Source organism: Rhodococcus marinonascens NBRC 14363 (genome assembly GCF_001894885.1).
Lineage (GTDB): Bacteria > Actinomycetota > Actinomycetes > Mycobacteriales > Mycobacteriaceae > Rhodococcus_F > Rhodococcus_F marinonascens.
In genome coordinates this window covers 75,280-101,901 of sequence record NZ_BCXB01000007.1, presented here as the reverse complement: position 1 = coordinate 101,901, position 26,622 = coordinate 75,280, and the positions used below count along the sequence as shown (strand labels likewise).

General features: G+C 64.7%; 23 protein-coding genes. 9 read left to right on the top strand and 14 right to left on the bottom strand.

Features of this window, described 5'->3' with window-relative positions; all coding sequences use genetic code 11:
• Positions 1-4: 4 nt before the first annotated feature.
• Positions 5-823: a maleylpyruvate isomerase family mycothiol-dependent enzyme gene (locus tag RM2_RS07700; protein WP_072688245.1), complete on the bottom strand. Its 819-nt coding sequence runs from the start codon at positions 821-823 to the stop codon at positions 5-7.
• 199 nt (positions 824-1,022) lie between these two features.
• Between RM2_RS07700 and RM2_RS07695 the strand changes: the two genes are divergently transcribed.
• Positions 1,023-2,564: an AMP-binding protein gene (locus RM2_RS07695; RefSeq protein ID WP_072688244.1), complete on the top strand. Its 1,542-nt coding sequence runs from the start codon at positions 1,023-1,025 to the stop codon at positions 2,562-2,564.
• A 46-nt stretch (positions 2,565-2,610) separates the two neighbouring features.
• Here RM2_RS07695 and RM2_RS07690 read toward each other — a convergent pair whose 3' ends face one another.
• Complete coding sequence (locus RM2_RS07690; RefSeq protein ID WP_072688243.1) at positions 2,611-3,006, bottom strand: DUF488 domain-containing protein; 396 nt, start codon at positions 3,004-3,006, stop codon at positions 2,611-2,613.
• Between the two features lie 275 nt (positions 3,007-3,281).
• On the opposite strand from RM2_RS07690, the gene RM2_RS07685 reads away from it, so the two are divergent.
• Genes RM2_RS07685 through RM2_RS07675 form a run of 3 tightly spaced genes read left to right on the top strand, consistent with a single transcriptional unit; the run spans position 3,282 to position 6,162 of the window.
• Entirely contained in the window at positions 3,282-4,394 is a 1,113-nt protein-coding gene (locus RM2_RS07685; RefSeq protein WP_072688242.1) for a Re/Si-specific NAD(P)(+) transhydrogenase subunit alpha, read from the top strand.
• Positions 4,394-4,738, top strand: a complete 345-nt coding sequence (locus RM2_RS07680; RefSeq protein WP_072688241.1) for an NAD(P) transhydrogenase subunit alpha part 2 — start codon at positions 4,394-4,396, stop codon at positions 4,736-4,738. The genes RM2_RS07685 and RM2_RS07680 overlap by 1 nt, the downstream gene beginning before the upstream one ends.
• On the top strand, positions 4,738-6,162 hold the full coding sequence (locus RM2_RS07675) for an NAD(P)(+) transhydrogenase (Re/Si-specific) subunit beta (RefSeq protein ID WP_072688240.1): 1,425 nt from the start codon (positions 4,738-4,740) through the stop codon (positions 6,160-6,162). Before RM2_RS07680 ends, RM2_RS07675 begins: the two co-directional genes overlap by 1 nt.
• A 48-nt stretch (positions 6,163-6,210) precedes the next feature.
• On the opposite strand, the gene RM2_RS07670 is transcribed toward RM2_RS07675, so the two are convergent.
• The 5 genes from RM2_RS07670 to pdhA all read right to left on the bottom strand — a co-directional run bounded on the left by RM2_RS07670 (position 6,211) and on the right by pdhA (position 11,504).
• Complete coding sequence (locus tag RM2_RS07670; RefSeq protein ID WP_084721672.1) at positions 6,211-6,843, bottom strand: hypothetical protein; 633 nt, start codon at positions 6,841-6,843, stop codon at positions 6,211-6,213.
• A 32-nt stretch (positions 6,844-6,875) separates the two neighbouring features.
• Positions 6,876-8,060, bottom strand: coding sequence for an MFS transporter (locus tag RM2_RS07665; protein ID WP_072688298.1), 1,185 nt, complete (start codon positions 8,058-8,060; stop codon positions 6,876-6,878).
• A gap of 62 nt (positions 8,061-8,122) precedes the next feature.
• A complete protein-coding gene (locus RM2_RS07660; RefSeq protein ID WP_072688238.1) occupies positions 8,123-9,370 on the bottom strand; it encodes a dihydrolipoamide acetyltransferase family protein in 1,248 nt (415 codons plus the stop codon).
• Between the two features lie 29 nt (positions 9,371-9,399).
• The gene (locus tag RM2_RS07655; protein ID WP_072688237.1) at positions 9,400-10,383 is read right to left on the bottom strand and encodes an alpha-ketoacid dehydrogenase subunit beta; all 984 of its coding nucleotides are present in this window, start codon (positions 10,381-10,383) and stop codon (positions 9,400-9,402) included.
• Positions 10,380-11,504 (bottom strand): pyruvate dehydrogenase (acetyl-transferring) E1 component subunit alpha, encoded by a 1,125-nt coding sequence (pdhA, locus tag RM2_RS07650; protein WP_072688297.1) that lies wholly within the window; start codon positions 11,502-11,504, stop codon positions 10,380-10,382. Before pdhA ends, RM2_RS07655 begins: the two co-directional genes overlap by 4 nt.
• Positions 11,505-11,688: 184 nt before the next feature.
• Between pdhA and RM2_RS07645 the strand changes: the two genes are divergently transcribed.
• Both RM2_RS07645 and RM2_RS07640 read left to right on the top strand, forming a co-directional pair.
• Entirely contained in the window at positions 11,689-12,159 is a 471-nt protein-coding gene (locus tag RM2_RS07645; protein WP_072688296.1) for an Lrp/AsnC family transcriptional regulator, read from the top strand.
• A 111-nt stretch (positions 12,160-12,270) separates the two neighbouring features.
• On the top strand, positions 12,271-13,299 hold the full coding sequence (locus tag RM2_RS07640; protein ID WP_072688236.1) for a phosphotransferase family protein: 1,029 nt from the start codon (positions 12,271-12,273) through the stop codon (positions 13,297-13,299).
• A gap of 22 nt (positions 13,300-13,321) precedes the next feature.
• On the opposite strand, the gene RM2_RS07635 is transcribed toward RM2_RS07640, so the two are convergent.
• Positions 13,322-13,783, bottom strand: coding sequence for an acyl-CoA thioesterase (locus tag RM2_RS07635; protein WP_072688235.1), 462 nt, complete (start codon positions 13,781-13,783; stop codon positions 13,322-13,324).
• Between the two features lie 45 nt (positions 13,784-13,828).
• Complete coding sequence (locus tag RM2_RS07630) at positions 13,829-14,644, bottom strand: shikimate 5-dehydrogenase (RefSeq protein WP_072688234.1); 816 nt, start codon at positions 14,642-14,644, stop codon at positions 13,829-13,831.
• Between the two features lie 85 nt (positions 14,645-14,729).
• On the opposite strand from RM2_RS07630, the gene RM2_RS07625 reads away from it, so the two are divergent.
• Positions 14,730-16,304, top strand: coding sequence for a molybdopterin-dependent oxidoreductase (locus tag RM2_RS07625; RefSeq protein ID WP_072688233.1), 1,575 nt, complete (start codon positions 14,730-14,732; stop codon positions 16,302-16,304).
• 33 nt (positions 16,305-16,337) lie between these two features.
• On the opposite strand, the gene RM2_RS07620 is transcribed toward RM2_RS07625, so the two are convergent.
• The 3 genes from RM2_RS07620 to RM2_RS07610 all read right to left on the bottom strand — a co-directional run bounded on the left by RM2_RS07620 (position 16,338) and on the right by RM2_RS07610 (position 18,406).
• The gene (locus RM2_RS07620) at positions 16,338-17,036 is read right to left on the bottom strand and encodes an HNH endonuclease family protein (protein WP_072688232.1); all 699 of its coding nucleotides are present in this window, start codon (positions 17,034-17,036) and stop codon (positions 16,338-16,340) included.
• 65 nt (positions 17,037-17,101) lie between these two features.
• Positions 17,102-17,419, bottom strand: a complete 318-nt coding sequence (locus tag RM2_RS07615) for a hypothetical protein (protein WP_072688231.1) — start codon at positions 17,417-17,419, stop codon at positions 17,102-17,104.
• A 78-nt stretch (positions 17,420-17,497) separates the two neighbouring features.
• Entirely contained in the window at positions 17,498-18,406 is a 909-nt protein-coding gene (locus tag RM2_RS07610) for an NADP-dependent oxidoreductase (protein WP_072688230.1), read from the bottom strand.
• 777 nt (positions 18,407-19,183) lie between these two features.
• On the opposite strand from RM2_RS07610, the gene RM2_RS07605 reads away from it, so the two are divergent.
• Positions 19,184-22,012, top strand: a complete 2,829-nt coding sequence (locus RM2_RS07605) for a DEAD/DEAH box helicase (RefSeq protein ID WP_072688229.1) — start codon at positions 19,184-19,186, stop codon at positions 22,010-22,012.
• The gene (locus tag RM2_RS07600) at positions 22,009-22,782 is read left to right on the top strand and encodes an SWIM zinc finger family protein (protein ID WP_072688228.1); all 774 of its coding nucleotides are present in this window, start codon (positions 22,009-22,011) and stop codon (positions 22,780-22,782) included. Before RM2_RS07605 ends, RM2_RS07600 begins: the two co-directional genes overlap by 4 nt.
• An 11-nt stretch (positions 22,783-22,793) precedes the next feature.
• On the opposite strand, the gene RM2_RS07595 is transcribed toward RM2_RS07600, so the two are convergent.
• Together RM2_RS07595 and RM2_RS07590 are read right to left on the bottom strand one after the other, a co-directional pair.
• Positions 22,794-23,489 carry a mycothiol-dependent nitroreductase Rv2466c family protein gene (locus RM2_RS07595; protein WP_373863303.1) on the bottom strand — a complete coding sequence of 232 codons (696 nt, stop codon included), beginning with the start codon at positions 23,487-23,489 and terminating at the stop codon, positions 22,794-22,796.
• A gap of 75 nt (positions 23,490-23,564) precedes the next feature.
• Positions 23,565-26,537, bottom strand: a complete 2,973-nt coding sequence (locus RM2_RS07590; RefSeq protein ID WP_174553834.1) for a UPF0182 family protein — start codon at positions 26,535-26,537, stop codon at positions 23,565-23,567.
• Between the last annotated feature and the right edge of the window lie 85 nt (positions 26,538-26,622).

The following is a 26,622-nucleotide window of genomic DNA, read 5'->3' as shown; positions in this document are numbered from 1 at the left end:
GTGATCAGATCGTGAACGCGAGGTTGTCGACGATCCTCTTACCGGCGTCTGCGTCGCCGCTCAGCCCGATTTCGTCACGGTGCTCCGCTGCCGTGGTCCTGCCACCTGCCAGTCGCGTGAACAGTCGTGAATCGAGGGTGACGGTCGTGGTCGCCTCGGACGGTAACGCGTCGACCACCGCCGCCCTGCCGTCGACGGTGATGTGGATGTTTCGTGCGAGCGGCCCCGTCAGCTCCAGTGTGATCCTGGATCCGTCCGGGGCCTTGCCGCGCTTCCCGACGAGGAATGCGATGGCACCTGAGATCTCCATGAAGGCCGTGTCCGCCCGGTGATCGCCCTCGTCGCCAGGCAATCCGAGCGCGTCCCGGATGTCGAGTTCATGCATCCAGCAGTCGAACGCGCGGATGCGCATGAAGCGGAGGTAGGGCGCCGGCCCGACCGGTGTGGTGGTTTCGGCCGCGAACATCTCATCCGTCATCTCGGCCAACTCCGCCCGTCTGCGGGTGGTGATCGCACGGAACTTCTCGAGCATCTCCGAGCCCGCGCAGCCCCGCAGTCCCTCCACCCACTGTTCGTTGAAGGCGCCGATTTCGTTCCGGACGTGGCCGAGGCTTCGGACGTCGATGCTGGTGTGCGGTGCCGGAATTCCCGCGAGGAGAGATTCGTCGCCGATAATATGCGCGACGACGTCGTGGATCGTCCAGCCGGGCAGGGCTGTGGGTGTAAACCACGCGTCCCCGGGCAGCGGCGACAGCACCTGTTCGAGCGCGTCCCATCCCTCGAACAGCGCCCCGAGGATCGGTTCCCTTTGCAAGGCGTTCACAGCGTTGTACTCCTCAATGTTGTACTCCTCAATTTTTCCTCAACTGTAGGACCCCGCGCCTCGAGCGTGGCGAACGTTTCGCCATGGGCGGACGGCCGTCCCGGTGTTGGGCGTGGTGACTGCCCGTGATGGATTCGGTGTGGTAGACCGATGGTGAGAATCTCCCTGAGTGGTTCCCTGGCTGGCAGGAGGAGCGCGAATGTTCCCTGGAAACTTCGTTGCGACCACTCCCGACAAGCCGGCTGTCATCCGCCCGGCGACGGGGGAGCAGATCACCTACCGGGAATTGGACCAACGGTCCACCCGCCTGGCTCGGCATCTGCGCTCGCTCGGACTGAAGGTGGGCGACCACCTGGCCCTTGTGTCGAGCAACGACCTTCGCGTTTTCGAAGTGTATTGGGCGGCGCTACGATCCGGGCTGTATGTCACGGTTGTCAACTGGCACCTCACCCCGGAGGAGGCCGGATACGTCGTGGACGACTGCGGAGCCGAGGTCCTGATCGTCTCGGTGGACGCCGCCCGCGCCGTCCCGCACGATCGGAACCAAATTCCCCGGGTTCGGCACCGCCTCGTGTACGGAGGCGAACTTCGCGGATTCGACAGCTACGAAGATGCCCTCGCCGGGCAGTTGGACGAACCGCTCGACTCGCAACCCCGCGGTCAGGACATGCTGTACTCCTCCGGCACTACCGGACGGCCCAAGGGTGTCAAACTCGCTCTGCCGGAAGGTGAAGTGGACGCCACGATGGATCCGTACGCCGCGGCGTTCGTCGCGATCTACGGATTCGACTCGGACACCGTCTATCTGTGTCCCGCACCCCTGTATCACGCAGCTCCACTGCGGTTTTGCGGCACAGTAGCCTCCGTTGGCGGAACGATCATTCTGATGGACCGATTCGACGCCGAGGAGTCGCTGCGGCTGATCGAGCAATATCGCGTGACTCACAGTCAGTGGGTGCCGACGATGTTCGTGCGGATGCTCAAGCTGCCGAGGGATGTTCGTGCAAAATTTGACGTGTCGAGCCAGAAGGTGGCAATTCACGCGGCGGCGCCGTGCCCGCCTGACGTGAAACGGTCGATGATCGAGTGGTGGGGTCCGGTGATCCACGAATACTATGCGTCCACCGAAGGAGCGGGCGCCACGTTCATTGACAGCGTCGAGTCGCTCGCCAAGCCGGGATCGGTGGGGCGCGACGGGGTGATGGGCATCGTCCACATTTGCGATGACAACGGTGAGGACCTGCCCGCCGGCGAAATCGGAACCGTCTATTGGGAGCGGGAGGAACGATCGTTCGAATATCACAACGATCCGGCGAAGACGGAAGCCGCGACGCACCCCCGCCATCCGGCGTGGACCACGAGCGGCGACATCGGCTACCTCGATTCCGATCGCTTCCTGTATCTGACCGACCGTGCAGCGTTCATGATCATCTCGGGTGGGGTGAACATCTACCCACAGGAATCGGAGAATGTGCTCATCATGCATCCCAAGGTGTTCGACGTTGCTGTGATCGGCGTGCCCGACGAGGAGATGGGCGAACAGGTCAAGGCCGTGGTGCAACTCGTCGACGGTGTCGAGCCGTCGGATGTCGTGGCCCGCGAACTGCTCGACTACGTGCGCGATCGGGTGAGCCACTACAAAGCGCCACGTACCATGGACTTCTCGGACGACCTGCCGCGCACGGCCACCGGCAAACTCGTCAAGCACAAGTTGAGGGCCAGGTATCTGAACGCTCGCTGACCGTAGATATCCGATTACCAACCTGATCCGCGGCGCGGGCAGTTGCTCACGACTGATTTCGCAGGTACTCGCCGAGGACTTCGGCGTGGCTGTGTCGGAGGTCCTTGGTTGCAGTCAGCAGAACGATCGGCCGTCCATGTGCGAGTTCCTGTACTCGTGAGACGGCCTTCCGGCCGGTCGGTGACTCTAACTCGTGAACATATCGCTCCCGGAACTCGCTGAAGGCGGAGACGTCGTGCGAGTACCAATGACGCAGGTCCGTCGACGGCGCGAGATCCCTGGCCCAGTCGTCGAAATGAAAGGCATCCTTTCGCAGCCCACGCGGCCAGAGTCTGTCGACGAACAGTCGCAGTCCGTCGCCTACGGTCGGATGGTCGTAGACCCGCTCGACCACGACGGGCGGTGCCCCAGTGATGCCTGGCGTGCCCTGTTCCTTCGGCATGCTCACGATTGAACCTCCGCTCCTGGTGCGGGTGCCTACTGCAAGACTACGACGAATCGCTTTGTGATCGTGGTCACAAATGTCGGGATACACGTGCCGGAACCGCTGTTCGGGCTCGAGTCAGACGCTCACCCGTAGGCCTATGTGCCGCACACGTCACATCCTCACTTGGCTATTATCAGCTGAATTCAGTCGTGGTGGGGGACACATCGCCCATTATCGGGTGGTTGCCGCTCGATGCGGCACCCAGACCATCTACCGCAGGAAGTCGATAAATGGATACATCGCAGAGCGCGTCACATCCGCGTCCGACGGTCGGCGTCCCCCGGGAGTCGAACGAGGGCGAGCGGCGGGTCGCGTTGGTGCCGAAGATCGTGGCCGCGCTGATCGGTAAGGGTGTGGACGTGGTGGTCGAGCAGGGCGCCGGTCTCGGCGCGCTGATTCCCGACGATCTCTATATCGCCGCGGGGGCGAAGATCGGCGATCCGTGGTCGGCGGACGTGCTCGTGAAGGTAGCGCCGCCGTCGGACGCGGAGGTGGCCAGGTTGCACCCGGGGCAGATGCTGATCGGGTTCCTGGCACCGCGCAATCAGGACAACCAACTGGCTGCGTTGAAGTCGGCGGGGGTGCAGGCATTCGCGGTGGAGTCGATCCCGCGTATTTCCCGCGCGCAGGTGATGGATGCGCTGTCTTCACAGGCGAACGTCTCGGGCTACAAGTCGGTGTTGCTGGCCGCGTCGGAGTCGACCCGCTTCTTCCCGATGCTCACCACCGCCGCCGGCACCGTCAAACCGGCGACCGTGCTGGTACTCGGTGTCGGTGTGGCCGGGTTGCAGGCATTGGCGACGGCGAAACGGCTCGGTGGCCGGGCCACCGGGTACGACGTGCGCCCGGAGGTGGCGGACCAGGTTCGTTCGGTAGGCGCGCGGTGGCTCGATCTGGGGATCGATGCGGCCGGAGAGGGCGGATACGCTCGTGAGCTCTCCGAGGATGAACGGGTGCAGCAGCAGCAGGCGCTCGAGGACGCGATCAAGGGCTTCGACGTGGTCATCACGACCGCGCTGGTGCCGGGCCGTCCCGCGCCTCGACTGGTGACGGCCGCCGCAGTGGAGGGCATGAAGCCGGGATCGGTGGTGGTGGATCTGGCGGGGGAGACCGGCGGCAACTGCGAGCTGACTGAACCCGGTCAGACCGTGATCAAACACGGGGTCACGATTTGCTCGCCGTTGAACCTGCCCTCCACGATGCCCGAGCACTCGTCGGAGTTGTACGCGAAGAACGTCTCGGCCCTGCTGGAGCTGATGTTGGTCGAAGGCCGGCTGGCCCCCGACTTCTCGGACGAGGTGCTTGCGGCCTCGTGCGTCACCCGTGAGGAGGCGGTGTCCTGATGTACACCGAACTGTTGGCGAATATCGCGATCCTGGTGTTGTCCGGGTTCGTGGGTTTCGCGGTGATCTCGAAGGTCCCGAACACGTTGCACACCCCGTTGATGTCGGGTACCAATGCCATTCACGGAATTGTCGTGCTGGGTGCCCTGGTGGTGTTGGGCAAGGTCGACGACCCGTCCTGGGGGCTGCAGGTGATCTTGTTCGTGGCGTTGGTGTTCGGAACGATCAATGTGGTCGGCGGCTTCGTGGTCACTGACCGGATGCTGGGGATGTTCAAGTCCAAACCCGCCGCACCCGCTGATGCTCCGCCCCTTGATGCAGTGGACAAGAAGGGGGAGAAGTAATGGAGTACTTGGTCAACGTCCTGTACATCATCGCGTTCGGGATGTTCATCTACGGTCTGATGGGTCTGACAGGCCCGAAGACGGCGGTGCGCGGCAATCAGATCGCAGCGGCGGGCATGATCGTCGCCGTCGTCGCCACCCTGATCTCGATCCGGGATACCTCCAACTGGATCCTGATCGTGACCGGGCTGGTGATCGGTGTGGTGTTGGGTGTGCCACCCGCGTTGCGGACGAAGATGACGGCGATGCCGCAGCTGGTCGCGCTCTTCAACGGGGTCGGCGGAGGCACCGTCGCCCTGATCGCGTACGCGGAGTTCCTGGATTCGGACGGGTTCACAGCGTTCTCGCACGGGGAAATACCGACGGTGCACATCGTGATCGCATCGTTGTTCGCGGCGATCGTCGGGTCTATCTCGTTCTGGGGATCGGTGATCGCGTTCTTGAAGTTGCAGGAAACCTTGCCCGGCCGGCCGATCGGCATAGGGAAACTCCAGCAACCGCTGAATGCAGTGCTGTTGATCGGGGCGGTGGCGTTCGCAGTGGTCATCGGGGTCAAGGCCATCGACCCCACCGGTACGACGAGTCAGTGGTGGATCGTCGGGATCCTGGTCCTGGCCGCGGTGCTCGGGTTGATGGTGGTCCTACCGATCGGCGGTGCCGACATGCCCGTCGTCATCTCCCTGCTCAACGCCCTCACAGGTCTGTCCGCCGCGGCGGCGGGTCTGGCCTTGAACAATCAGGCGATGATCGTGGCCGGGATGATCGTCGGCGCCTCGGGTTCAATCCTGACGAATCTGATGGCGAAGGCGATGAACCGGTCCATTCCGGCGATTGTGGCCGGTGGATTCGGGGGCGGCGGCGCGGCCGCGGCGGTCGGAGACGGGACTGTGAAGACGGCGAAGTCCACCTCGGCGGCGGACGCGGCCATCCAGATGGCGTATGCGAATCAGGTGATCGTGGTCCCGGGATACGGGTTGGCCGTCGCGCAGGCCCAGCACGCGGTCAAGGACATGGCAAAACTGCTTGAGTCGAAGGGCGTCGAGGTCAAGTACGCCATCCACCCGGTCGCCGGCCGAATGCCCGGACACATGAACGTCCTCCTTGCCGAAGCGGATGTCGAGTACGACGCGATGAAGGAGATGGACGACATCAACGACGAGTTCGCTCGTACCGACGTCACCCTGGTGATCGGGGCGAACGATGTCACCAACCCCGCCGCCCGCAACGATCCGTCCAGTCCGATTCACGGTATGCCGATTCTGAATGTGGATCAGTCGAAGTCGGTCATTGTGCTCAAACGGTCGATGAACTCCGGCTTCGCCGGGATCGACAACCCACTGTTCTTCGCCGATGACACAGTGATGCTCTTCGGAGACGCGAAGAAAATGGTCGCCGCTGTCACCGAGGAACTCAAAGCGCTGTAGTTCGCTGCAGTCGGTCGACTCCGGTGGTGCAGGCTCACCGTCGCCGACCTAAAAGCGGATATTGCCGTTGTGGCGAGAGAAGGCGATGGCCGCGGTGTCGGGCCGTCGCTCTTCTCGTTCGGCGGCAACTGGGGAATACAGCATCAGGGTCGACGCGAGCGCCCACCAGATCGCCGCGATTACCAGGCTCGCCGCGATTCCGAAGACGCTGATCGGTTCGACCATTGCAGAAGCGCCTGCAACACCGAGGAGGCCGGCGAATCCGAGGCCCGAGATGACCGGTCGGAAGCGGGGTGCCGCCACCAGCAGCGCCGATCCGCACAGAGCTGCGAAAGCGACGATGTGTCCGCTCGGCAGCAGTGCGGGAGCGGTGTCCGAGGCCCACGCCCGGACCGCCGCACCGGTGAGATTCGCACCGAGAGAGAGCACCAGTACCGCGCCGATCCCATACGGGAGTTTTCGCATCATCGAGACGACGGAAAGGACTACCGTCACCGCGAGTATGGCTGTGATATCGATGGCGTCGATTACCGGGACAGCCACGGGGTGCAGGGCTTCCGGGAACATCAGCGCCGACGACGAGGGGCGGACGAGATACAGGGCGCCCAGCGATACCGCACCCGCGGCGGCGACCGCGAGGCGATGGACGCTGCGACGCAGCGAACTGGTGGAAATGATCACGGAGTCCAGTCTGCCAACCGATCCTGAGCGAATCAGGAGAGGGCGCTGTGATACTGGTCAACGGTGGCCGTCGTGCTCCGCGCGGCACCCGCGCACGCAGCGACGATGAGGGTGCACACCAGCGGGACCGCCATCGCGGTGGTGAGGGGAATCACCTGGGAGATCCAGCCCATTACGGCCGGTCCCGAGAGAAATCCCACGTACCCGAGCGTGACCACCCGAGACATGTTGGCACCCGCGGAGTCGGAGCCGAGGTTGCCCGCAGCGGTGAAGATCTGTGGGAGGCTGCCCGACAATCCCAAGCCGAACAGTGCCCAGCCGACGATCGTGAGCGCGAGTAACCCCGAGGTCACAATGATCAGGATTCCCGTGGCCGCGATCAACATCCCGTAGCGGATCACGGCGACGGGTCCGAAAGCGCCGCTCACACGGTCCGCGGTGAACCGGCCCACCGTCATCATCACCGAGAAGGCACCGAACGCGAGGGCGGCGACAGACTCCGATGTACCGAGATGCTCCTTGACCTGCAGCGCGCTCCAGTCGTTCGCGACACCCTCCGACAGCATGAGCGCAAACGCGATGCCCCCGAGCAGCAGCACCCGTGTCGACAGTCGTCCCTTCGCCTTCTTGCGAGTAGCGGACTTGTCGGGTCGGCGTCCGGGGCCACGCACCACCCATCGTGAGATTGCGGTGACCGCCACGATGCCGATACCGCCGGCGAGGAGAAGCGCCGTCAGTGGCGACCATCCCGCGGCCAGTGTCGCTGCCCCGAGCAGCGCTCCCGCGACGCCGCCCACCGAGAACAGGGCATGGAACGCCGCCATGATGGGCCGCCGGTAGCACCTTTCGACCTCTACTGCCTGAGAGTTCATCGACACGTCCAGCGCGCCGGTGGCGAAGCCGAACACGACGAGGGCGAGTCCCAATTGCCAGCCCTCGGTGGCAAGCCCTGGTCCGGCCGTTGTGATCGATAGAACCACTCCCGCGATGATCGCGGTGCGCCCGCTGCCGACCCGGTGGGCGAGCGGAACAGACAGTTGCATGCCGCAGATCGCACCGGCACCCAGCATCAGCAGCAGGGTGCCGAGAGTGGCGTGGCTGATCCCGGTCTGGGCTTCGATCGCCGGGATGTGTACAACCCACATGCCGAACAGGAACCCGCAGGTTCCGAACAGTGCGAACGTCGCTACCCGGGCACGTCGAAGCGATTCGCTCACCTCTGCCCGCTTGGTGACCGTCTTGGTCGGGGAATTACTCACCCGACCAAACGTACCGAGATTCAGAGGTGTGCAAGCAGCTCGGCGGGATCGCGCAGCATCGAGGCCATGGACGCCAGGAACTTCGATCCCTGCTCACCGTCGACCACCCGATGGTCGAATGACACGCTCAGGGTGGTTACCCACCGCACCGCCAACTCGTCTTCGTGGACCCACGGCCGTTTCGTGATGCTGCCCAGGCACAGAATCGCCGATTCGCCGGGATTGAGGATCGGGGTGCCGGTATCGACGCCGAACACTCCGACATTGGTGATCGACACCGTTCCTCCGGTGAGTTGCGCGGCCTCGATTTTGCCGCTTCGCGCGGCCGCGGTGAGTTCGGTGATCGCACGGCACAGTTCGAGCAGACTCAGCGACTGCGCGTCCTTCATATGTGGGACCACCAGGCCCCGCGGGGTCGCTGCGGCGATCCCGAGATTGACGTAGTGCTTTGTGACGATTTCCTGATTCTCTTCGTCCCAGGAGGCGTTGAGGCTCGGGTTCTCGCGTAGGGCGACGATCATCGCCTTCGAAACGAGGCTGAGCGCTGTCAGCGGCAGTCCCTCGAATTCGGGGAGTTTCCGCAGGCGCTCGAGTAGTTCCACCGATCGCGTCACGTCGACGGTCACGAATTCGGTGACGTGCGGTGCGGTGAACGCGCTACGGACCACCGCTGCCGCCGTCTGCTTTCGAACACTGCGAATCGGGGTGCGGGTTTCGCGGTCGGACGACACCGGTGCGGGTCGGGGTGATTCGGCATAGGCCTGCACGTCGTCCCGAGTCACCGCCCCGGACGGTCCGGTTCCGGCGACGGCGGAGAGATCGACCCCCAGCTCGCGCGCAGCAACGCGGGCCGAGGGGGATGCGGCGGCACGCTCTTTCGGCGGCGCGGTGCTCGCCGGCGCAGTGCTAGACGGCGCAGTGTCCGATTCAGGAGGCGGGACGCTTCTTCGCCGTGCGCGCTTGCTCACGGCGGCCGCCACGGGCCCGTACCCCACCAGGACGGGAGTGTCGGCCTGAGTTTCGTTGCCCGTATCCGTCGCGATCCGGATGATCGGCGTGCCCACCGGCACCGTGCTACCCACGGGAACGAGCAGTTCCTCCACGACCCCCGCGTACGGCGACGGCAACTCGACCAGGGCCTTTGCCGTCTCGACCTCTCCGACGACCTGGTTGAGTTCGATTGTCTGGCCGACCTCAACGGTCCAGGAGACAAGTTCGGCCTCCGTCAGTCCTTCGCCGAGATCCGGAAGGCGGAATTCCTGTGCCACGGACAGTTCCTCTCGTCGGACGGTGGTGGTCAGGCTGCCAGGCTGCGATCGACGGCGTCCAGTATGCGGTCGACTTCGGGCAGATGGTGCAGTTCCAGCCGGGCAGGGGGATAGGGGATGTCGAATCCGCCGACCCGTAGGACCGGTGCGTCGAGTCGGTAGAAGCACCGCTCGGAGATGCGAGCGGCGATCTCAGCGCCGAGACCGAGGAACGTGGGTGCCTCGTGCGCGACGACAAGCCTTCCGGTCTTGCGGACCGAGTCCTCGATGGTGTCGAAGTCGATCGGGGAAATCGAGCGCAGGTCTATCACCTCGAGCGAATGCCCCTCGTCCGCCGCAATTCTTGCGGCTGACAGGGCCGTCGGTACGACGGAGCCGTACACGACGATCGTGGCGTCCGCTCCCTCGTGGACCACGCGCGCTCGATGCAGGGGGAGGTCCGGTTCGGCGTTCGGGTCGAACTCGGCCTTGTCCCAGTAACGCCGTTTGGGTTCGAAGAACACCACAGGGTCGTCCGCCGCGACGGACTGCTGGATCATGTGGAACGCATCTGCCGGGTTGCTGGGGCTCACGACACGCAGTCCGGCGGTGTGTGCGAAGTACGCCTCCGGCGATTCTGAGTGATGCTCGACCGCCCCGATGCCGCCGCCGTAGGGAATTCGGATTGTGAGGGGCACGGTGACTTGGCCCCGAGTGCGGTAATGGATCTTGGCCACCTGCGTCACGATCTGGTCGAACGCGGGATACACGAAGCCGTCGAACTGAATTTCGCAGACGGGCCGATAGCCGCGTAAGGCCATGCCGAACGCCGTGCCGACGATCCCGGACTCGGCCAGCGGTGTGTCGATGACGCGGTTGTCCCCGAAGTCCTTCTGCAGCGTGTCGGTGACGCGGAAGACCCCACCCAGGCGCCCGACGTCCTCACCCATGATCACGACCTTCCGGTCGTGTTCGAGTGCGCGTCGCAGTCCGGCGTTGAGCGCTGCGCCCAGCGACATCGTCGTGGTGGTCATGACAGCAACTCCTCCGTGCGGGCGAAGCCCGCGGTTTCCTCGGTTTCGGCGAAGCCTGCGAGATACGCGGCATACTGCTCGCGCTCCTCGTTGATGAGCGGATGGTCGGCGGAATAGACGTTGTCGAACAGATCGAGCGGTGCTGGATCGGGTGCGTCGATCGTCCCTGAACGCAGTCGCGCTGCGGTGCGGTCGGAGGCGGCCTGGACCTGTGCGAGGAACGTCTCGTCGAGCAGTCCCTCCTGGTCGAGCAGTCGCCGGACCCGGTCGATCGGGTCGCGGGCCTTCCATGCCTCGGTCTCCGCTGCCGACCGGTATCGGGTCGGATCGTCCGAGGTCGTGTGAGGACCCATGCGGTAGGTGATGGCCTCGACGAACGTAGGTCCGCCGCCCTCCCTGGCGCGCTGGGTGGCCTGGCGGGTCACTGCCAGGACGGCGAGAACGTCGTTGCCGTCCACCCGAATTGCGGGCATGCCGTATCCGGCGGCGCGCTGCGCGATCGGCGCGGGACTCTGGAGGTGTACCGGTTCGCTGATCGCCCACTGATTGTTCTGGCAGAAGAACACGACCGGCGCGTTGAAGCTCATCGAGAAACCGAGGGCTTCGGCGATGTCACCCTGACTGGTCGCACCGTCGCCGAAGTAGGCGATGGTGGCGATCTCCGCACCGTCCAGATGGGCGCCGATCGCGTACCCGGTGGCATGCAGTCCCTGGGAGCCGACGACGATCGCGGGGTTGGTGAGGTTGAACTCGCGCGGATCCCAGGCGGAATGGGCACACCCACGCCACATTCGGGTCATCACGGCTGGATCCACGCCGCGGCAGTAGGCGACGGCATGCTCGCGATAGCTCGTGAACGCATAGTCATCGGGGCGGAGCGCGCGCGCCGAGCCGACCTGTGCGGCTTCCTGGCCGAGCATGGGCGCCCACAATCCCAGTTCGCCCTGCCGTTGCAAGGCGGTCGCCTCGACGTCAATCCGGCGGGTGACAACGAGATCCTCGTACAGGCCGCGCAGTTGCTGCGGCCCGATGTCACGGACCAGGCCGGCGTAGTCAGGTCTCCAGACCCGTCGGCCGTCAGGCTGGATGAGCTGGACCGGATAAGCAATGTTGTCGACCATCGGATTCACCTCGCTTTTACGGGTCCGGGAACCTTGTGGGTCCGCGGAAGCCGTGTACTGCGGTCGGGGCAATTGTGTGTCCTACTTCACAGCATCCACGAGAACGCGAAATGCGCAAGCGGCACCGTCCGTATCGAGCAGAATGCTCAACGATACCGACACCACAGGTGTCATACTGCGTCATATGACCAATTTGGATGCCACCGACGCCAGGTTGTTGCTGCAGCTGTCCGAGAATCCTCGCGCGACGGGTGTGGAGCTGGCGCAGCGCCTCGGACTGTCCCGCAATACGGTCCAGGCAAGGTTGTCGAGATGGGAAGCGGCAGGTGCCCTTGGTTCGTTCGACCGGCTGATCGACCCGAGGGCGCTGGGCTATCCGCTCGCCGCCTATGTGGCCACCCGGGTGGACCAGCACCGACTCGACGAAGTGGTGGAAGCGCTGGCCGGCATTCCCGAGGTGGTGGAGGTGTCGGGTATGACCGGGGAGGTCGACCTGTCGGTGCGGGTCGTGGCCCGCGACGGCGACGACCTGTATCGGCTTGCGGGTCAGATCCTCAAGATTCCTGGTGTCGAGCGCACCAACATGGCGCTGGTGATGCGGGAACTCGTGGGACCGCGCATGGCGCCGTTGCTCGAAAGACTGACTGGGCAGTAGCCACTTGTCATGTGCGGCCGCCGCAGCAGTTTACTGCCGTCGGGCCAGGGCCACACTTGCGGCGGACGGGTCAACTCTCCATCGGGGGCGGTAGAGGTTAGCATCTAGGCCGTGAATGCTGTGGGGCTGAATGACGATGCCGTATCCGCGTGGATTACCGGACTCGGTGTGGGAGCGATCGCGCCGCTGAGTTTCGAGAGGATCGGCAACGGTCAATCGAATCTCACATACGCGGTCAGTGACGCGGGTGGAGGACGGTGGGTGCTGCGGCGGCCGCCGCTCGGGCATCTGCTTGCATCGGCACACGACGTGGTCCGCGAACATCGGATTCTGTCCTCTCTGCAAGGCTCTGGTGTTCCGGTTCCAAAAATTCTGGGCCTGACCGAGGATCCGGAGGTGACCGACGCGCCGCTCATGCTGATGAGCTATGTCGGTGGGACGGTCCTCGACGGTGTCGGCGTGGCGGAGACGCTGACACCCGAGCAGAGGCGTGCAGTGGGGCTCGCGATGCCGAAGACTCTCGCAAAGATCCATGCCGTCGACCTCGCCGACGCCGGTCTCGTTGATCTGGCCAGTCACAAGCCCTATGCGGCAAGACAGTTGAAGCGATGGGCGGATCAGTGGGAGAAGTCGCGTACGCGAGACGTTCCAGCGGTCGAGGAACTGGCAGACATTCTCCGGCGCAACATACCCGAGCAGACCGAATTGTCGTTGGTGCACGGCGACTTCCATCTGAGTAACGTGATCACCTCTCCAGAAGAAGGCGAGATCGTCGCGGTGGTCGATTGGGAGTTGTGCACCCTGGGAGATCCTCTCGCTGACGTCGGCGCCCTGCTGGCCTATTGGCCCGAAGCAGGCGACGAGGTCGCTGGGCCGTTCCCGACGTCCACTCTCGAAGGATTCCCCACCCGTGCGGAACTCGTGGAGGCGTATGTCCACGACACCAAGCGCGACGTGACCCACGTGGGCTATTGGCACGTTCTGGCGTTGTGGAAGTTGGCGATCATTGCCGAAGGCGTGTTGCGCCGCGTGATCGACGACCCCCGGAACAAGGCTGGGAGCGGCGCACCTACTGCCATGCTGATCGATGGGATCATCGCCCGTGCCACTTCCACAGCGGAGGCCGAGGGCTTGCGCTGACACGGCTGATGGTACCGGATGCTTACTCGGCGTCTGGGACCACGAGTAGTGTCGCGGCGCTTCGTATTTCGTGGGGAATCGGCACTGGCTTCCGGGTCTTCGCGTCCACGTAGACGTGGACGAAACGGCCTAGGGCAGCGAGTTCGAGTGCGGCGTCGTTCTCCCGGAAGATCGCGAGCGCGTACACGATGCTCCGAGTGCCGAGTTTTTCGATGGACAGCCCCACCTGCACCTGTTCGGGGAACGTCAACTCGTTGATGTATTTGCAGGATGTCTCGGCGACCACCCCGATGGCGGGAAGATCCCGGATGTCGGTGCCTGTCGTAGTGATCAGCCAGGCGTTGACGGCCGTGTCGAAGTACGAGTAATAGGTGACGTTGTTGACGTGCCCGTAGTGGTCGTTGTCTTCCCAGCGGGTCGGCACCGGCCAAAGGGCGGGGAAGTCGGCGGCGGTCGGCAGGGCTGGCGCGTCCTCGTGTTTCACCGCCCCGACCCTAGTACCACCGAACTCGGTACCACCGAACTCACCTCACGATCGTGAATACTCCGAGGCCCGTCGAATCTCTTCGGGAGTCGGGCGCATACCGGTGTAGAGGACGAACTGCTCTGCCGCCTGCAAGGCGATCACCTCGGCGCCCGTAATGACGGTTTTCCGGCGCTCGGCCGCGAAACGGATCAGCGGTGTGGCCGCCGGCACCGCGACTACGTCCATCACGGCCTCCGCCGCGTCGATCGCGTCGAGTGTGAAGGCCAGATCTTCGGCCTCGGGGCCGCCCGTCATGCCGACGGGTGTGGCATTGATCAGCAGGGCCGGCCTTGCCGTACCGAGTTCGGCTTGCCAGTCGAATCCGTACCGATTCGCGAGGCCGCGGCCCGTTTTCTCGTTGCGGGCGACGACGGTGACGTCGGTGAAGCCGTGGCCCCGTACGGCGGCGACCACCGCTTTGGCCATGCCCCCGCTACCGGCCACTGCCACGGAGAGCGAGTGCGGCAACCCATTGTCGCGCAGCAGGTTCGCCACGGCCTGATAGTCGGTGTTGTAGGCGTGCAACGCCCCGTCTTCGTTCACCACGGTGTTGACCGAGTCGATTACTGACGCCGACTCTTGCATTACGTCGACGTGCTCGATGATCTGTTCCTTGAACGGCATGGAGACCCCGGCGCCGCGGATACCCAGGGCGCGAATGCCACCGACCGCGCCCGGCAGATCGCTCGTGGCGAAGGCTTTGTAGACAAAATTCAGACCCAGCTCGCCGTAAAGGTAGTTGTGAAATCGGGTGCCGATATTGCTCGGTCGACCAGACAGCGAGATGCAGAGCGTAGTGTTTTTGTCGAGCTGGTTCATCCAGCAAATACTAGTAGCGGGCTTCCGCCCACGGCTGCTCTCGGCTCCGAATACTCGGTGACGACGGTAAAGGAGCAGTGCTGCGATGAGTACCACGATTGGTGACCGGCAAGGGGCCGCCCGGGCGCCCCGAAGACGAGGGCACCTGTTCTCCCGCGCACTCGCGGGAGTGATCGCTGCCGGTGTCGTGCTCGGGGTGGGCGAACTGATCTCCGTGCTGATCGATCCGAACTCTTCGCCCTTCCTAGCGGTCGGATCGACCACGGTGGACCGCAGTCCCGCCTGGGTGCGCGAGTTCGCGATCGACACTTACAGCACCAACGACAAAACTGCGCTGTTCGTCGGCATGGCGATCCTGATCGCCGTGATTGCGGCGGTGGCGGGCATCGTGGAGCAGCCGCGGGCCCCGTTCGGCAGTGCGATCTTTGCTGTTCTTGGTGTGGTGGGCGTTTACGCCGCGATACATCGGCCGGGAGCCACCTGGAGCTTTGCGATACCGACCGTGGTGGGTGTCATCGCAGGGATTGTCGTCCTGCGCCTCCTGACAGCCACCGCTCAGGTGCCAGCAGAAGCGGATGCGGAGGATTCGTGGATGCCGCGGCGTAGTTTCCTGCTGTTCGCCGCCGCCGCGGCCGCGGCGGCGGCAGCGGCCGGAGCCACCGGACGGTACCTGGGGCGACAGATCGCCGGAGCGGTGGATAACCGCCGCGACTTCACCGTTCCCGCCGTGGCGGACAAGGCGGCCCCAATCGCGCCGGGCACCGACATTGGCGTGCCGGGCGGCACACCGTTCATCACATCGAACGAGGACTTCTACCGCATCGACACAGCGTTGCGGGTTCCGCGCCTGACGACGGACGAGTGGCAACTTCGCATCCACGGCATGGTGGACAGCGAGCTCACCCTGAGGTGGGAAGATCTGATCGCTCGGACACCGGTCGAACGGGTGATTACCCTGACCTGCGTCTCGAACCAGGTCGGCGGCGATCTCGCCGGTAATGCAACATGGATCGGATACCCAATTGCGGACCTTCTCGCCGAGGCCGGTGTGCAGCCCGACGCCGACATGCTGCTCTCGAGGAGCAGCGACGGTTTTACGGCGGGCACTCCGGTCCAGATATTGCAGGACGGGCGGGACGCGATTCTGGCGGTGGCGATGAATGGGCGGCCATTGCCCTTCGAGCACGGTTATCCGGTACGCCAGGTGGTTCCAGGGTTGTACGGATACGTCTCGGCAACGAAGTGGGTGGTGGATTGGGAACTGACGCGATTCGACAAGGCCGAGGCCTACTGGACCAAGCGGGGCTGGTCTGCGGATGGACCGATCAAGACCGCCTCACGGATCGACGTTCCGGCGGCCTCCGCGTCGATCGAACCCGGTCGAGTCCTCGTCGCGGGCACCGCATGGGCGCAGCACCGCGGGATCGGGAGGGTCGAGGTGCGGGTCGACAACGGCCCGTGGCAGACCGCGACTCTGGCAGCGCAGTACAGCATCGACACGTGGCGGCAGTGGACCTGGGACTGGGACGCGACATCCGGTATGCACACCCTGCAGGTGCGGGCCACCGACCTCGACGGCAACGTGCAAGTGCAGGACCGGACCTCGCCGGTACCGAGTGGTGCCACCGGATGGGACACCCGGTCGCTCAGGGTGTCCTGAGCGATTCTACGGCAGCGTGTCCTGAGCCGTTCACTAGCAGCGCCGCGCCACGTCGGCGAGAGCCTTGCGATCCGCCTGCGTCACCGGGAGCCCGTACTCGACCGCGACGGTGAGATATTTGCCCGCGTAGAAGCAGTGATATGCCGGATTCGGCGGCAGCCAGTCCGCGGGGGTCTGGTCTCCCTTGTCTTGATTGTCAGAGCCGTTGACGGCCAGCAGATTGAACACGATGTCGTTGGCGAATCGGATTCGCTGCTTGCGGGGCCACGTCGACGCGCCCATGTCCCAGGCCGCAGCCAAAGGGTAGACGTGGTCGATGTGGACGTCTCTCGCGTCGCCGCGGTCGAACGAAAGGACGTCGCCCGAGTATGGGTCGGCCAGGACCCCGCTGAGCACGACACAGTCGTGCGTGCCCTGACGGAACGCGACCGAGCGCAGATCGATCGCGAGCACGTTGTTGCGGGTGTCGCACCCGTCGTGCCCGCCGGCAGCGTCTTGATCGTCGGTCCAGGCCGGCCCGAACACGCACAACTCCTTGCCGGAACACCCGCGCTGATACCCGCCCGGGTATGGGCGGGACGCCACTGTCTCCACGCGGCCGAGTAGCTCGTCGACGTGTGCGCGGGTCGGACTGTTCGGCGCCGGGCCGGGCCCGCTCAGGTCGAGAATCGACACACCGCAACCGGCGACCGACAGCGTCATCCCCACTACGGCCACGCACAGAACTCTCATTCGTCCCCCGGTGATCTACGAGAGCCCACCCCTCCCGACCGAGTATGCACCGGGCCGCCGACACGTCACGAGAAGGGTAGGCGCACCGCCGCGATCGAGGACAGATGCGCTCCGTCGTGGCCGATCACCCAGGAACCGCCGTTCCGCCGGCATTCAGCGAGCACGTCGAGGGTGCGGAGGAGGAAGAAGATTGCTTCGCTGGGCCTCGGACTCACCGCTAGACGATGCGACTCACCGTGTTTCATGCCGTCGAGCCATACACCGGACTGCCCGTCCAGGCGAATCGTGACGATGTGGGTTGCGTCGACAAAAGCGTACTTCCGCTGCTCCCACGGAGTGGTGAGCGGGTAGCCCTGTTCGAGAACCTGGATCAGGATGCTCATGGCCGACTCCCGAGTCTTCGACGCTGCAGCTCCACCATTCTCCAGCATCTACCAGGGCACGGCAGAAAACCAGACCCGCTAGCCGAACTCGATGACGACCTTGCCGCCCGCGTGACCAGATTCGACCACGGCGAGAGCGTCGCCTGCGCGCTCGAAAGAGAATCGATGTGCCACCCGCGGATCGAGCGTTCCGGCGGCCACCAACTCGGCGAGTTCGGCGAACACTGCGGACGTTCGCTTGCGCTCCACTCCCGAACCGCCGAGATCGCGCGCGGCGAGCGGGTCGCCGATGCTGATGATCGCGGCCGGGTTCGCGACCGTCTGCGCGGCCTCGGTCAGCGCGTCGCCGCCGACGAGATCGAAGACTGCGTCAACCTGCCCGGAAACTCGGTCGGCCAGTCCGATCCCAGATGCTACCCAGGTGGCGCCGAGGGACTCGACGACTTCACGCTTGCTCGCGCTCGCGACTCCGAGAACGGTGATCTCTCGCGCCGCAGCCAACTGCAGGGCCGCGACGCCGACGCCTCCGCCCGCGCCGACCACGAGTAGCCGCGCACCCGGCGCCAAGCCCAGCATGTTCATGGCGTCGTACGCAGTTCCTGCCGCGACTGGCAGGGTTGCCGCGTCGGCGAACGAAACGGTTGGGGGCTTGCGCGCCGCCGACGCGGTGTTGACCAGGGTGTGGTCCGTGTACCCGCCGTAGCCGGACGCGGTGGCGCCGAACACCGGGTCTCCGACCGCGAATTTCGTGACCCGAAGGCCGACCTCTGCCACCACACCCGCGACCTCTCGGCCGAGAACGGCGGGAAGAATGACCGGGACGGTATCCCTGCGCGTTCCTTCCCGTACTTTCCAATCGGCGGGATTCACGCCTGCCGCCCGGACCGCGACCAACAGCTGTCCCGGACCGGGAGCAGGGGCGGGACAGTCGAAGAACTGTTGCGTTTCGGGACCGCCGTATTCGCTGAAGCCATATGCCACGCTCACCCCACTATTCCTATCACCATCTCCGCGTCCGGGTTCAGGCACACGAAAGGCCCGCCGATGACGATGCCCCGGCGGGCCTTTCACGTCGACAGTTCAGGAACTCAGCGAACCGGTCTTCCAATTGCTCAACAACGATCCGAGTGCCTGGATGAACTCTAGAAGAACGGGCGAGATCTCTCCGATATCTATCATCGTCTTCCCTCCGATCGCTGGAATCATGTGTGGCAACCGGCCCGGTGAATTCCAGAGCAGACAGCGACCACTTCGTTCATCCGCGGAGCGTAGTCGAGGGTGACACATTCGGTTGGAGTTTCCCGGATGCGAGCATTCGCAGCGGCGGGAGCCTTGGAGTGGACGACGAAGGTCTCCTGCCGGTGAGTGGGTGTCTGAGCACCTCTGCTACACCCAGCAGGAGACCGTCGCCATCGGCGTAACCAGTCGCAGCCTGTCGCCATCCCGCGACCAAACTGCCTGGTGGCTGCGTCTACCCGACGCTAGCCCCCGATACTACCCCCGATAAAGAACCCCAAGAGCGCGCCCAGGATCGAGTTCATATCTACAGAGCCGCCGCCGCCTTGCCCCATGTCGCCAAAGTTATCCATTTGTTACTCCGATCTTTGAATTCGTTGTGTCGGTGAGCCCGCCGAATTCCGGCGTGCACACTGCCACCATTTCCATCCGCAGATCGCAGTCGGGACTCGAGCTGAGGATCATAGACGACGGTACACGAGTTTTTGGCGGTTTCCAGATATCCGTGGTGCCTGATTGGATGTGCCCATGCTGCACGGACTCTGGACACCTGGTTCAGGGCTCATGCTGTGGGTCGAGGACCGCAGTCCGGCTTCCGGGGAGCCCACGGATCCGGTTGGACGAGTGTTGCGGCGGAAGTTCCGGCATCGCGTCAAGGTACCGATGCCCACGGCGTCGGGTCCGGAGATGCTCGAATGGCCGGCTATCGCGCTCGCTCCGGCCGCGGCGACCGAGTTCCTACTCACAGTGTCTGCTCGTGACCCCAGACTTGCCGGGGATCTCCGATACCTCGCTCATCTCGTGCGGGGAATCGAGAGGTGGGCGCGCGCCGGTCGAGTGGTGCCCGAGGTGCGCCGAGCGGAAGGAAACTGGTGGCCGCACTGGCGTCTACTCGGCGGTGAACGACAGCGCGCGTGGCTCACCGAACTCGCCGTCGCGATGCCACCGGTCCAGCGGTTCGGTACGAATCCTCGCACCGTGCTCGACGACATCGTCGCCGAACTCACCGACCCCGTCACCCGCGATGTCCTCGGTGGAATGCCGGTTCGCGATCGCGGTTGCGACGCGCACCCGTTGATGGATGCCCTCGTACGAGGCGCGCAGTACGACGACGGCACCGCCCAACTGTCCGGCTCGCTCGACGGGTGGCGGGACAGCCTGACGGTGGACGAGCCCGAGTTGGTGCTGCGACTCCTCGAGCCGGACGAGGTGGGTGCGGAGGGGGACTGGGACCCCGACACTGTCTTGTGGCGGCTGCAGGTATGCCTTCGTCCCGAAGGTGAAGCACCGGTGCCGATTCCGCTGCACCGCAACGAGTCGGGTCTGCTGCGGATCGGTGTCCGGAAGCTGACGGAGGCCGTGGCCGCCTATCCGCGCCTGCAGGATGTCCCCACTGATCCCGAGAGTTTCGACCTGATGCTGCCCACCGCGGTGGTGATCGACCTGGTCGGGCACGGGGCGATGGCTTTGAAGGAGAAAGGCATCAGCCTGCTGCTGCCGCGGGCCTGGAGTGCGGTGTCGCCGTCGATGCGACTGCGGGTGAGCTCGCCGGGCGCACCGGCGAGCGCGGAGAACCGATCGGTCGGCAAGGACCAGTTGGTGCAGTACGACTGGGAATTGGCGCTCGGCGACACGGTCCTGACCGAGGCCGAGATGAATCGGCTGGTCGATTCGAAGTCCGATCTCGTGCGACTGCGGGGTGAGTGGGTGCGGGCGGATCAGGAAGTGCTTTCCCGCGCTGCCCGTTACGTGGCGGAGCGGAGCGGCAGCGGCGATCGGGCCATCATGGATCTACTGAGGGACCTCATCGCCGACGATCTGTCCGATCTCCCCGTCGAGGAGGTGACTGCCACCGGGTGGGCGGCCGCGTTGCTCGACGGTGACGCCAGGCCACAGGAGGTGCCGACTCCGGACGGACTGGACGCCACCCTGCGGCCGTATCAGAAACGCGGTCTCGACTGGCTCGCGTTCATGAGCAGGCTGGGACTCGGCGCCGTCCTCGCCGACGACATGGGTCTAGGGAAGACGCTGCAACTACTCGCACTGCTGGCGCACGAGAATGCCGATACGCCGACGCTGCTGGTGTGCCCGATGTCGGTGGTCGGTAACTGGCAGCGAGAGGCCGCCCGCTTCGTCCCCGCACTGCGAGTGCTCGTGCATCACGGTCCGCAGCGGCGCAGCGGCGGGGCGCTGACCGAGGCAGTCCGGCAGAGCGACCTGGTGATCACCACGTACGCACTGCTGGCCCGCGACGTCGCCCAGTTGAAGGAGCAGGACTGGCGGCGGGTCGTGCTGGACGAGGCTCAGCACATCAAGAATGCCAAGACGTCGCAGGCGAGGGCCGCCCGAAGTATCCCGGCTGCGCACCGCGTCGCGCTGACCGGGACGCCGGTCGAGAACCGGTTGGACGAACTGCGCTCCATTCTCGACTTCGCGAATTCGGGGATCCTCGGTTCGGAGGCGATGTTCCGCAAGCGCTTCGTGGTACCTATCGAGCGGGAGCAGGACGAGACCGCCGTAGCCCGACTCCGTGCCGTCACGTCGCCGTTCGTACTGCGCCGTGTCAAGACCGATCCGACGGTCATCGCCGACCTGCCGGACAAATTCGAGATGACCGTCCGCGCCAACCTCACTGCGGAACAGGCCGCGCTGTACCGCGCGGTGGTCGACGACATGATGGTGCAGATCCGGGATCGGAAGGGTATGAAGCGCAAGGGGGCCGTCCTCTCCGCTCTGACGAAACTCAAACAGGTGTGCAACCACCCGTCGCACTTCCTCCGGGACGGTTCGGCGATGATGCGGCGTGGGCAGCACCGTTCCGGCAAGCTCGGGCTCGTTGAAGACATCCTGGAGTCGGTGCTCGCCGACGGAGAAAAGGCGTTGTTGTTCACCCAGTTCCGTGAATTCGGCGATCTCGTCACCCCGTATCTGGCGGAGCGATTCGGTACGTCCGTGCCGTTTCTGCACGGCGGCGTCTCCAAGCAGAAGCGCGACGATATGGTGGCCGCGTTCCAGGGTGATGGCGGGCCGCCCATCATGATGCTTTCGCTGAAGGCGGGTGGTACCGGTCTCAACCTGACCGCGGCCAACCACGTCGTCCACCTGGACCGGTGGTGGAACCCGGCGGTGGAGAACCAGGCCACGGATCGGGCATTCCGGATCGGTCAGCGGCGCGACGTGCAGGTGCGGAAACTGGTATGCGTCGGCACTCTCGAGGAGAGGATCGACGCGATGATCGCCACCAAGCAGGACCTGGCCGAACTCGCGGTCGGAACGGGAGAGAACTGGGTGACGGAGATGAGCACCGAGCAGTTGGGTGAACTGTTTCGGCTCGGTGACGAGGCGGTGGGCGAGTGACGAACCGGCGACCCGGACCGTACTTCGGTCAATACGGACGCAGGCGACCGGTGGTGGGCGGACTCGAGGCCCGATCACAGCGGGGGTCGTTCGGACGCACCTGGTGGGGGCGTGAACTCGTCGACATCATCGAGTTCGTTGCCGACACGGGACGGATGAGCCGCGGGCGGACCTATGCGCGCGGCGGCCAGGTGATCTCGCTCGAGATTTCCAGTGGGATGGTGACCGGGGAGGTTCAGGGCAGCCAGATCCAGCCGTTCGTCGCTACCATGTCGATCGATCGCCTCGACCCAGCGGAGATCGAGGAACTCGTTGCCTTGGTGCGCCGACAGCCCGGCAGCCTCGCGATGCTGGCGGGAGGGGAGGTGCCGGAGATTCTCGGGCCCCTCCTGCTGCCCGCCAGGGCGTCCGCGCTGAACTACGACTGCACCTGCCCGGACGACGGTTGGCCGTGCAAGCATGCGGCGGCGATCGCCTACCTCACCACCGAGCGTATCGACGAGAACCCGCTCGAGATCCTCACTCTGCGAGGCGTGGACCTCGACATGCTGATCGACGGCGTAGGAGGTGAGTCGAACGACGCCGACGTGGACGACTGGTTCGGCGACGAGGCGCAGTTGCCCGCACTGCCCGACGTGGACTTCCGGGCCGCGATCGACGACCTCGACCCACTGCTGCTCCGGAAGGCCATCCGCTCCGTCAGCGACGGCGAGCGGGCGGTGGATGCGGCGGTCCGAGAACTGAAAGCGCTGTACCAGCAACTACGTTGAACGTGTCAAGACTACTGTCGCCGAAGAGGTTCGAGATCGACGACCTCGCCGCGGTTGATGCTGACCCAATCACGCCCGTCCAGATACGGGCGCAGGTGCCGGCCGATATACTCGAGGTCGGGGCCGGACTTCGGCCTCTGCAACTCGTACACGTGCGGTAGATCGGCCATGCCGGTGACGACGTCCCACAGAGTCAGCGCATCCTTGCCGGTCGGTGGATCCACCAGGACCGGTCCAAACAGGCACTGATCACCGAAGAACAGCGTCGGGGCCCCGTATCCACCGGCGGTTGTCACCCGTTGGTGGTCGGTCTTGATCTCGTTGTGCGTGCTCGGATCGGCGAGCGCCTCGTCGAGCAGGTCGGCGCCGACACCGATCTCCCCGAGAAGCCTCCGCGCGACATCCGGGTCGTGCGGTTTTCCGCCGGCCACGTGCAGTTCGTGGCCGATCGCGGCGTACCAGCGGTCCAACAGTGTCATATCGCTACGGCGCAGCAGCACCCCGATCCGCATCAGCGACCACCCGTAGGACCAGTTGCGCTCCCACGGGTGCTTCTTGCCGTTTTCGCGGTTGATTTCCTCGAGGCTGAAGAAGCGCCAGTTGACGTTCACATCGAGCTGCTCGCGGACCTCGCGGATCCACAGCGACGTGTTGTACGCAAACGGGCACATCGGGTCGAAATGGAAATCCACGGTGGAGTGCTTCACGACAGCCTCTTCCTCGACGTCAACGGGTTCGACGTCACGGGCAATTCAGTTCCTGCAGGCTTCGCCGCCGGGTATTCACTCGAAACTTCCTCCCGCATCGAGATATCCGTCGATGGCCAGTTGTAGGCGGTCGAGTGCGGCGCCGTACGAGGTGAACCCGTCGCTACGCTGGGCTTCGCGGAGGTTGGCCAGAGCGTCGTTGAGCTCGAGTACTGCCGTGTTCAGCTCTTCGGACACCGGCCCTGTCGGCGGTGCGGGAGCTACTTCCTGAGGCCCCGGCAGCGTCTCTGGTTGCGGTAGGGGTGCGGTGGCCGCGTCGCCCCCCGGTGCGGTCGCGGCGTAGCCGGTTCCGACCCCGAACACCTGGTCAAGGGCCTCTGCGAGTGTGGGCGCGTACCCGACAAGGACGCCGCCGGTGCCCGGTTCCCGGTAGCTGACCAGGACGCGGGAGAGTTGCGGGAACGTCGATCCGGCGGCGGAGCTGGACAGGCGCTCGGTGAAGAGGGGCTCGACGTAGAGGACGCCGCCATCGGCGATCGGCAAGGTCAACAGGTTGCCGTAGTGGATGCGGTTCGACCGTTCGAGGAGGGTTCGTTCGGATGCGACCCGGGTATCGGAGATCATCGAGTTCTGAGTTTGCTGGGGTCCCTGGGTCTGGGTATCCGTCGGCAATTGCAGGATTTCGATCTTGCCGTAGCCCTCAGGGTCCGAGCGCACCGAAATGTACGCGGAGAGGAATTCGCGGTTGAACCCGACCATCGCGCTGGCGAGCCGGAACGACGGTTCAGCGGTTTCCTGGTCCCCCACGAGGATGTAGTACGGCGGTTGTTGCCCATCGGTGTCTGAGGTGGGGTTACTGGGCACCGACCAGAAGGCGTTGTTGGTGAAGAACTCCCGCGGGTCGTCGACGTGATATTTCGCGAGGCGTTCACGCTGGATCCGGAACAAGTCCTCGGGGTAGCGGAAATGTGCTCGGAGGTCGTCGGAGATCGATTCCGAAGGTTGCACCGTACCGGGGAAGGTGCTCATCCACGCGGCCAGAACCGGATCGTCGCGGTCGACCTGATAGAGGGTGACGGTGCCGTCGTAGGCGTCGACGGTGGCCTTGACCGAATTGCGGACGTAGGAGACTTCCTCGCGCTGTGGGGCGACGCCGGGGGTCGTGACGACGGGTTCGGTCAGGGTGCCGGTCTGGGAGTAGGGGTAATGCTCGAGGGTGGTGTAGGCGTCGACGATCCAGGTGATCCGTCCGTCGACGACCGCGGGGTAGGGGTCGGCGTCGGTGGTCAGCCAAGGTGCGACGAGTTCGACACGGGCACTCGGGCTGCGGTTGAAGATGATCTTCGAATCGGGACCTATGGCGCTGGAAAACAAGATGTTCCGCTCCGCATACTTGGCGGCGAATGCCAGTCGGTTGAACAAGTTCCCGACGGGCGCCCCACCGGCACCGGTGTAGGTGTACTTGGTTGTGTCGGTGTCGTATTCGCGTGGCGGAGCCCCCTCCTGTGCGCCGACGATGGCATAGTCCGGGCTTGCCTGCGAGATCACCTCACCGTAATAGATACGCGGTTGGTCGACCGGGATCAGTTGTCGGTCGGTGTCCTGGGAGGCGATGTCGCTGACGGTGTAGATCGGGTATCCACTGTCGCTGCTGGCGTTCTCGCCGGCCTCATCTCGAACGGCGGCGTTGACCCGGTTGGCGGGTGCCGCGACGAAACCGTTGCCGTGGGTGTAGACGGTGTGTTGATTGACCCACTGAGTCTGGTTGCCGCTGAGACTGTTCGGGGACAGCTCACGAGCGGCGACGATGTAGTCGCCGACTTCTCCGTTGATGGTGTAGCGGTCGACGTCCAGTGTCTCGGTGAAACCGTAGAAGTTCTTCAGCTGCTGCTGCTGGGTAAAGGTGGGCGAGAGCACATTCGGGTCGAGCAACCGGGCGTTCGCGATTGTCGTGATGTCTGCAGGCAGATCTCGTGGCGGCTGGGTGCCCACCCCCGGATAGTCCTGATACTCGACTCGATCCGGCCCGAGTGCGTAGGCCTGTCGGGTCGCGTCGATATTGCGTTCGATGTAGGGGCTTTCGCGGTCGGCGGCGTTCGGGCGCACCGAGAACTGCTCTATCAAGGCAGGGAAGATGCCTCCGACGAGGATCGAGGACAATATGAGCAGGGCGGCCGCCATGGCGGGGATCCGCAGATCCCGCACGATGGTCGCGGCGAAGAACGCTAGTGCACATATCACGGCGATCGAAAACATGATGAGCCGAGCCGGCAGCACGGCGTTGATGTCGGTGTACCCGGCGCCGGTGAAGGTGGGTTCCTTTCGACTGCCCCACAACAACGCGTACCGATCCAGCCAGTAGGCGACCGCCTTCAGCGCGATGAACGTGCCTGCGAGGACGACGAGTTGAATGCGTGCCGACCGGGTCACCTCGATCGCGCTTTTGTTGGCTCTCTGCGACAGTCGTATCGCGCCGAAGAGGTAGTGCGTGCACAGGCTCGTCAAGAAGGCCAGGAAGACAGCGACGAACAGCCAGGTCAGGATGAGTCGGTAGAGAGGCAGATCGAAGACGTAGAAGCCGATGTCGTGACCGAACTCCGCGTCCACAGTTCCGAAGCTGCCACCGTGGAGAAAGAGTTGCACCGTGGACCAGTTCGCCTGTGCGCTCAGGCCGAAGGGCAGCGCAAGCAGCAACGGGAAGCCGATGCCGAACAACCGCGGGCGGCTCATCGCCAGGGTCCGGTACTGCTCGATCGGGTCCTTCGTGGCCGCGGCGGCCGCAAAGAGTGGGCGGGACCGATACGCCGCCGTCAGTGCGCCGAAGATTACGGCGCCCACCAGCAGGGTCACCACGATGAACAGAATCAATCGGGTAACCAGGACGGTGCCCCACACCGTGCGGTAGCCGACCTCACCGAACCACAGCCAGTCGGTATAGACGCCGACCAGGCGAGGACCGATCAGCAGTAGCGCGACGAAGGCCAAGATCGTCGTGATCATGGCGATAGCCCGCCGGGACAGTGGGCGCATCCGCTCGGACGGTTGCATGCTCACCTCCCGCAGTCCATCTCGTTCGAAGGAGCGCGCCCGCCAGCGGCCGACATTTCCACGCAGACAACGCGCCCGTTTTGTC

What these genes read in the sequence shown, in the direction of transcription:
- RM2_RS07680 (WP_072688241.1), top strand. Translation starts at nt 4,394, where the DNA reads ATGTACACCGAACTGTTGGCGAATATCGCGATCCTGGTGTTGTCCGGG.
- RM2_RS07630 (WP_072688234.1), bottom strand. Translation starts at nt 14,644, where the DNA reads ATGAACCAGCTCGACAAAAACACTACGCTCTGCATCTCGCTGTCTGGT.
- RM2_RS07625 (WP_072688233.1), top strand. Translation starts at nt 14,730, where the DNA reads ATGAGTACCACGATTGGTGACCGGCAAGGGGCCGCCCGGGCGCCCCGA.
- RM2_RS07590 (WP_174553834.1), bottom strand. Translation starts at nt 26,537, where the DNA reads ATGCAACCGTCCGAGCGGATGCGCCCACTGTCCCGGCGGGCTATCGCC.
- RM2_RS07675 (WP_072688240.1), top strand. Translation starts at nt 4,738, where the DNA reads ATGGAGTACTTGGTCAACGTCCTGTACATCATCGCGTTCGGGATGTTC.
- RM2_RS07615 (WP_072688231.1), bottom strand. Translation starts at nt 17,419, where the DNA reads ATGAGCATCCTGATCCAGGTTCTCGAACAGGGCTACCCGCTCACCACT.
- RM2_RS07605 (WP_072688229.1), top strand. Translation starts at nt 19,184, where the DNA reads ATGCTGCACGGACTCTGGACACCTGGTTCAGGGCTCATGCTGTGGGTC.
- RM2_RS07655 (WP_072688237.1), bottom strand. Translation starts at nt 10,383, where the DNA reads ATGACCACCACGACGATGTCGCTGGGCGCAGCGCTCAACGCCGGACTG.
- RM2_RS07685 (WP_072688242.1), top strand. Translation starts at nt 3,282, where the DNA reads ATGGATACATCGCAGAGCGCGTCACATCCGCGTCCGACGGTCGGCGTC.
- RM2_RS07690 (WP_072688243.1), bottom strand. Translation starts at nt 3,006, where the DNA reads ATGCCGAAGGAACAGGGCACGCCAGGCATCACTGGGGCACCGCCCGTC.
- RM2_RS07620 (WP_072688232.1), bottom strand. Translation starts at nt 17,036, where the DNA reads ATGAGAGTTCTGTGCGTGGCCGTAGTGGGGATGACGCTGTCGGTCGCC.
- RM2_RS07695 (WP_072688244.1), top strand. Translation starts at nt 1,023, where the DNA reads ATGTTCCCTGGAAACTTCGTTGCGACCACTCCCGACAAGCCGGCTGTC.
- RM2_RS07645 (WP_072688296.1), top strand. Translation starts at nt 11,689, where the DNA reads ATGACCAATTTGGATGCCACCGACGCCAGGTTGTTGCTGCAGCTGTCC.
- pdhA (WP_072688297.1), bottom strand. Translation starts at nt 11,504, where the DNA reads ATGGTCGACAACATTGCTTATCCGGTCCAGCTCATCCAGCCTGACGGC.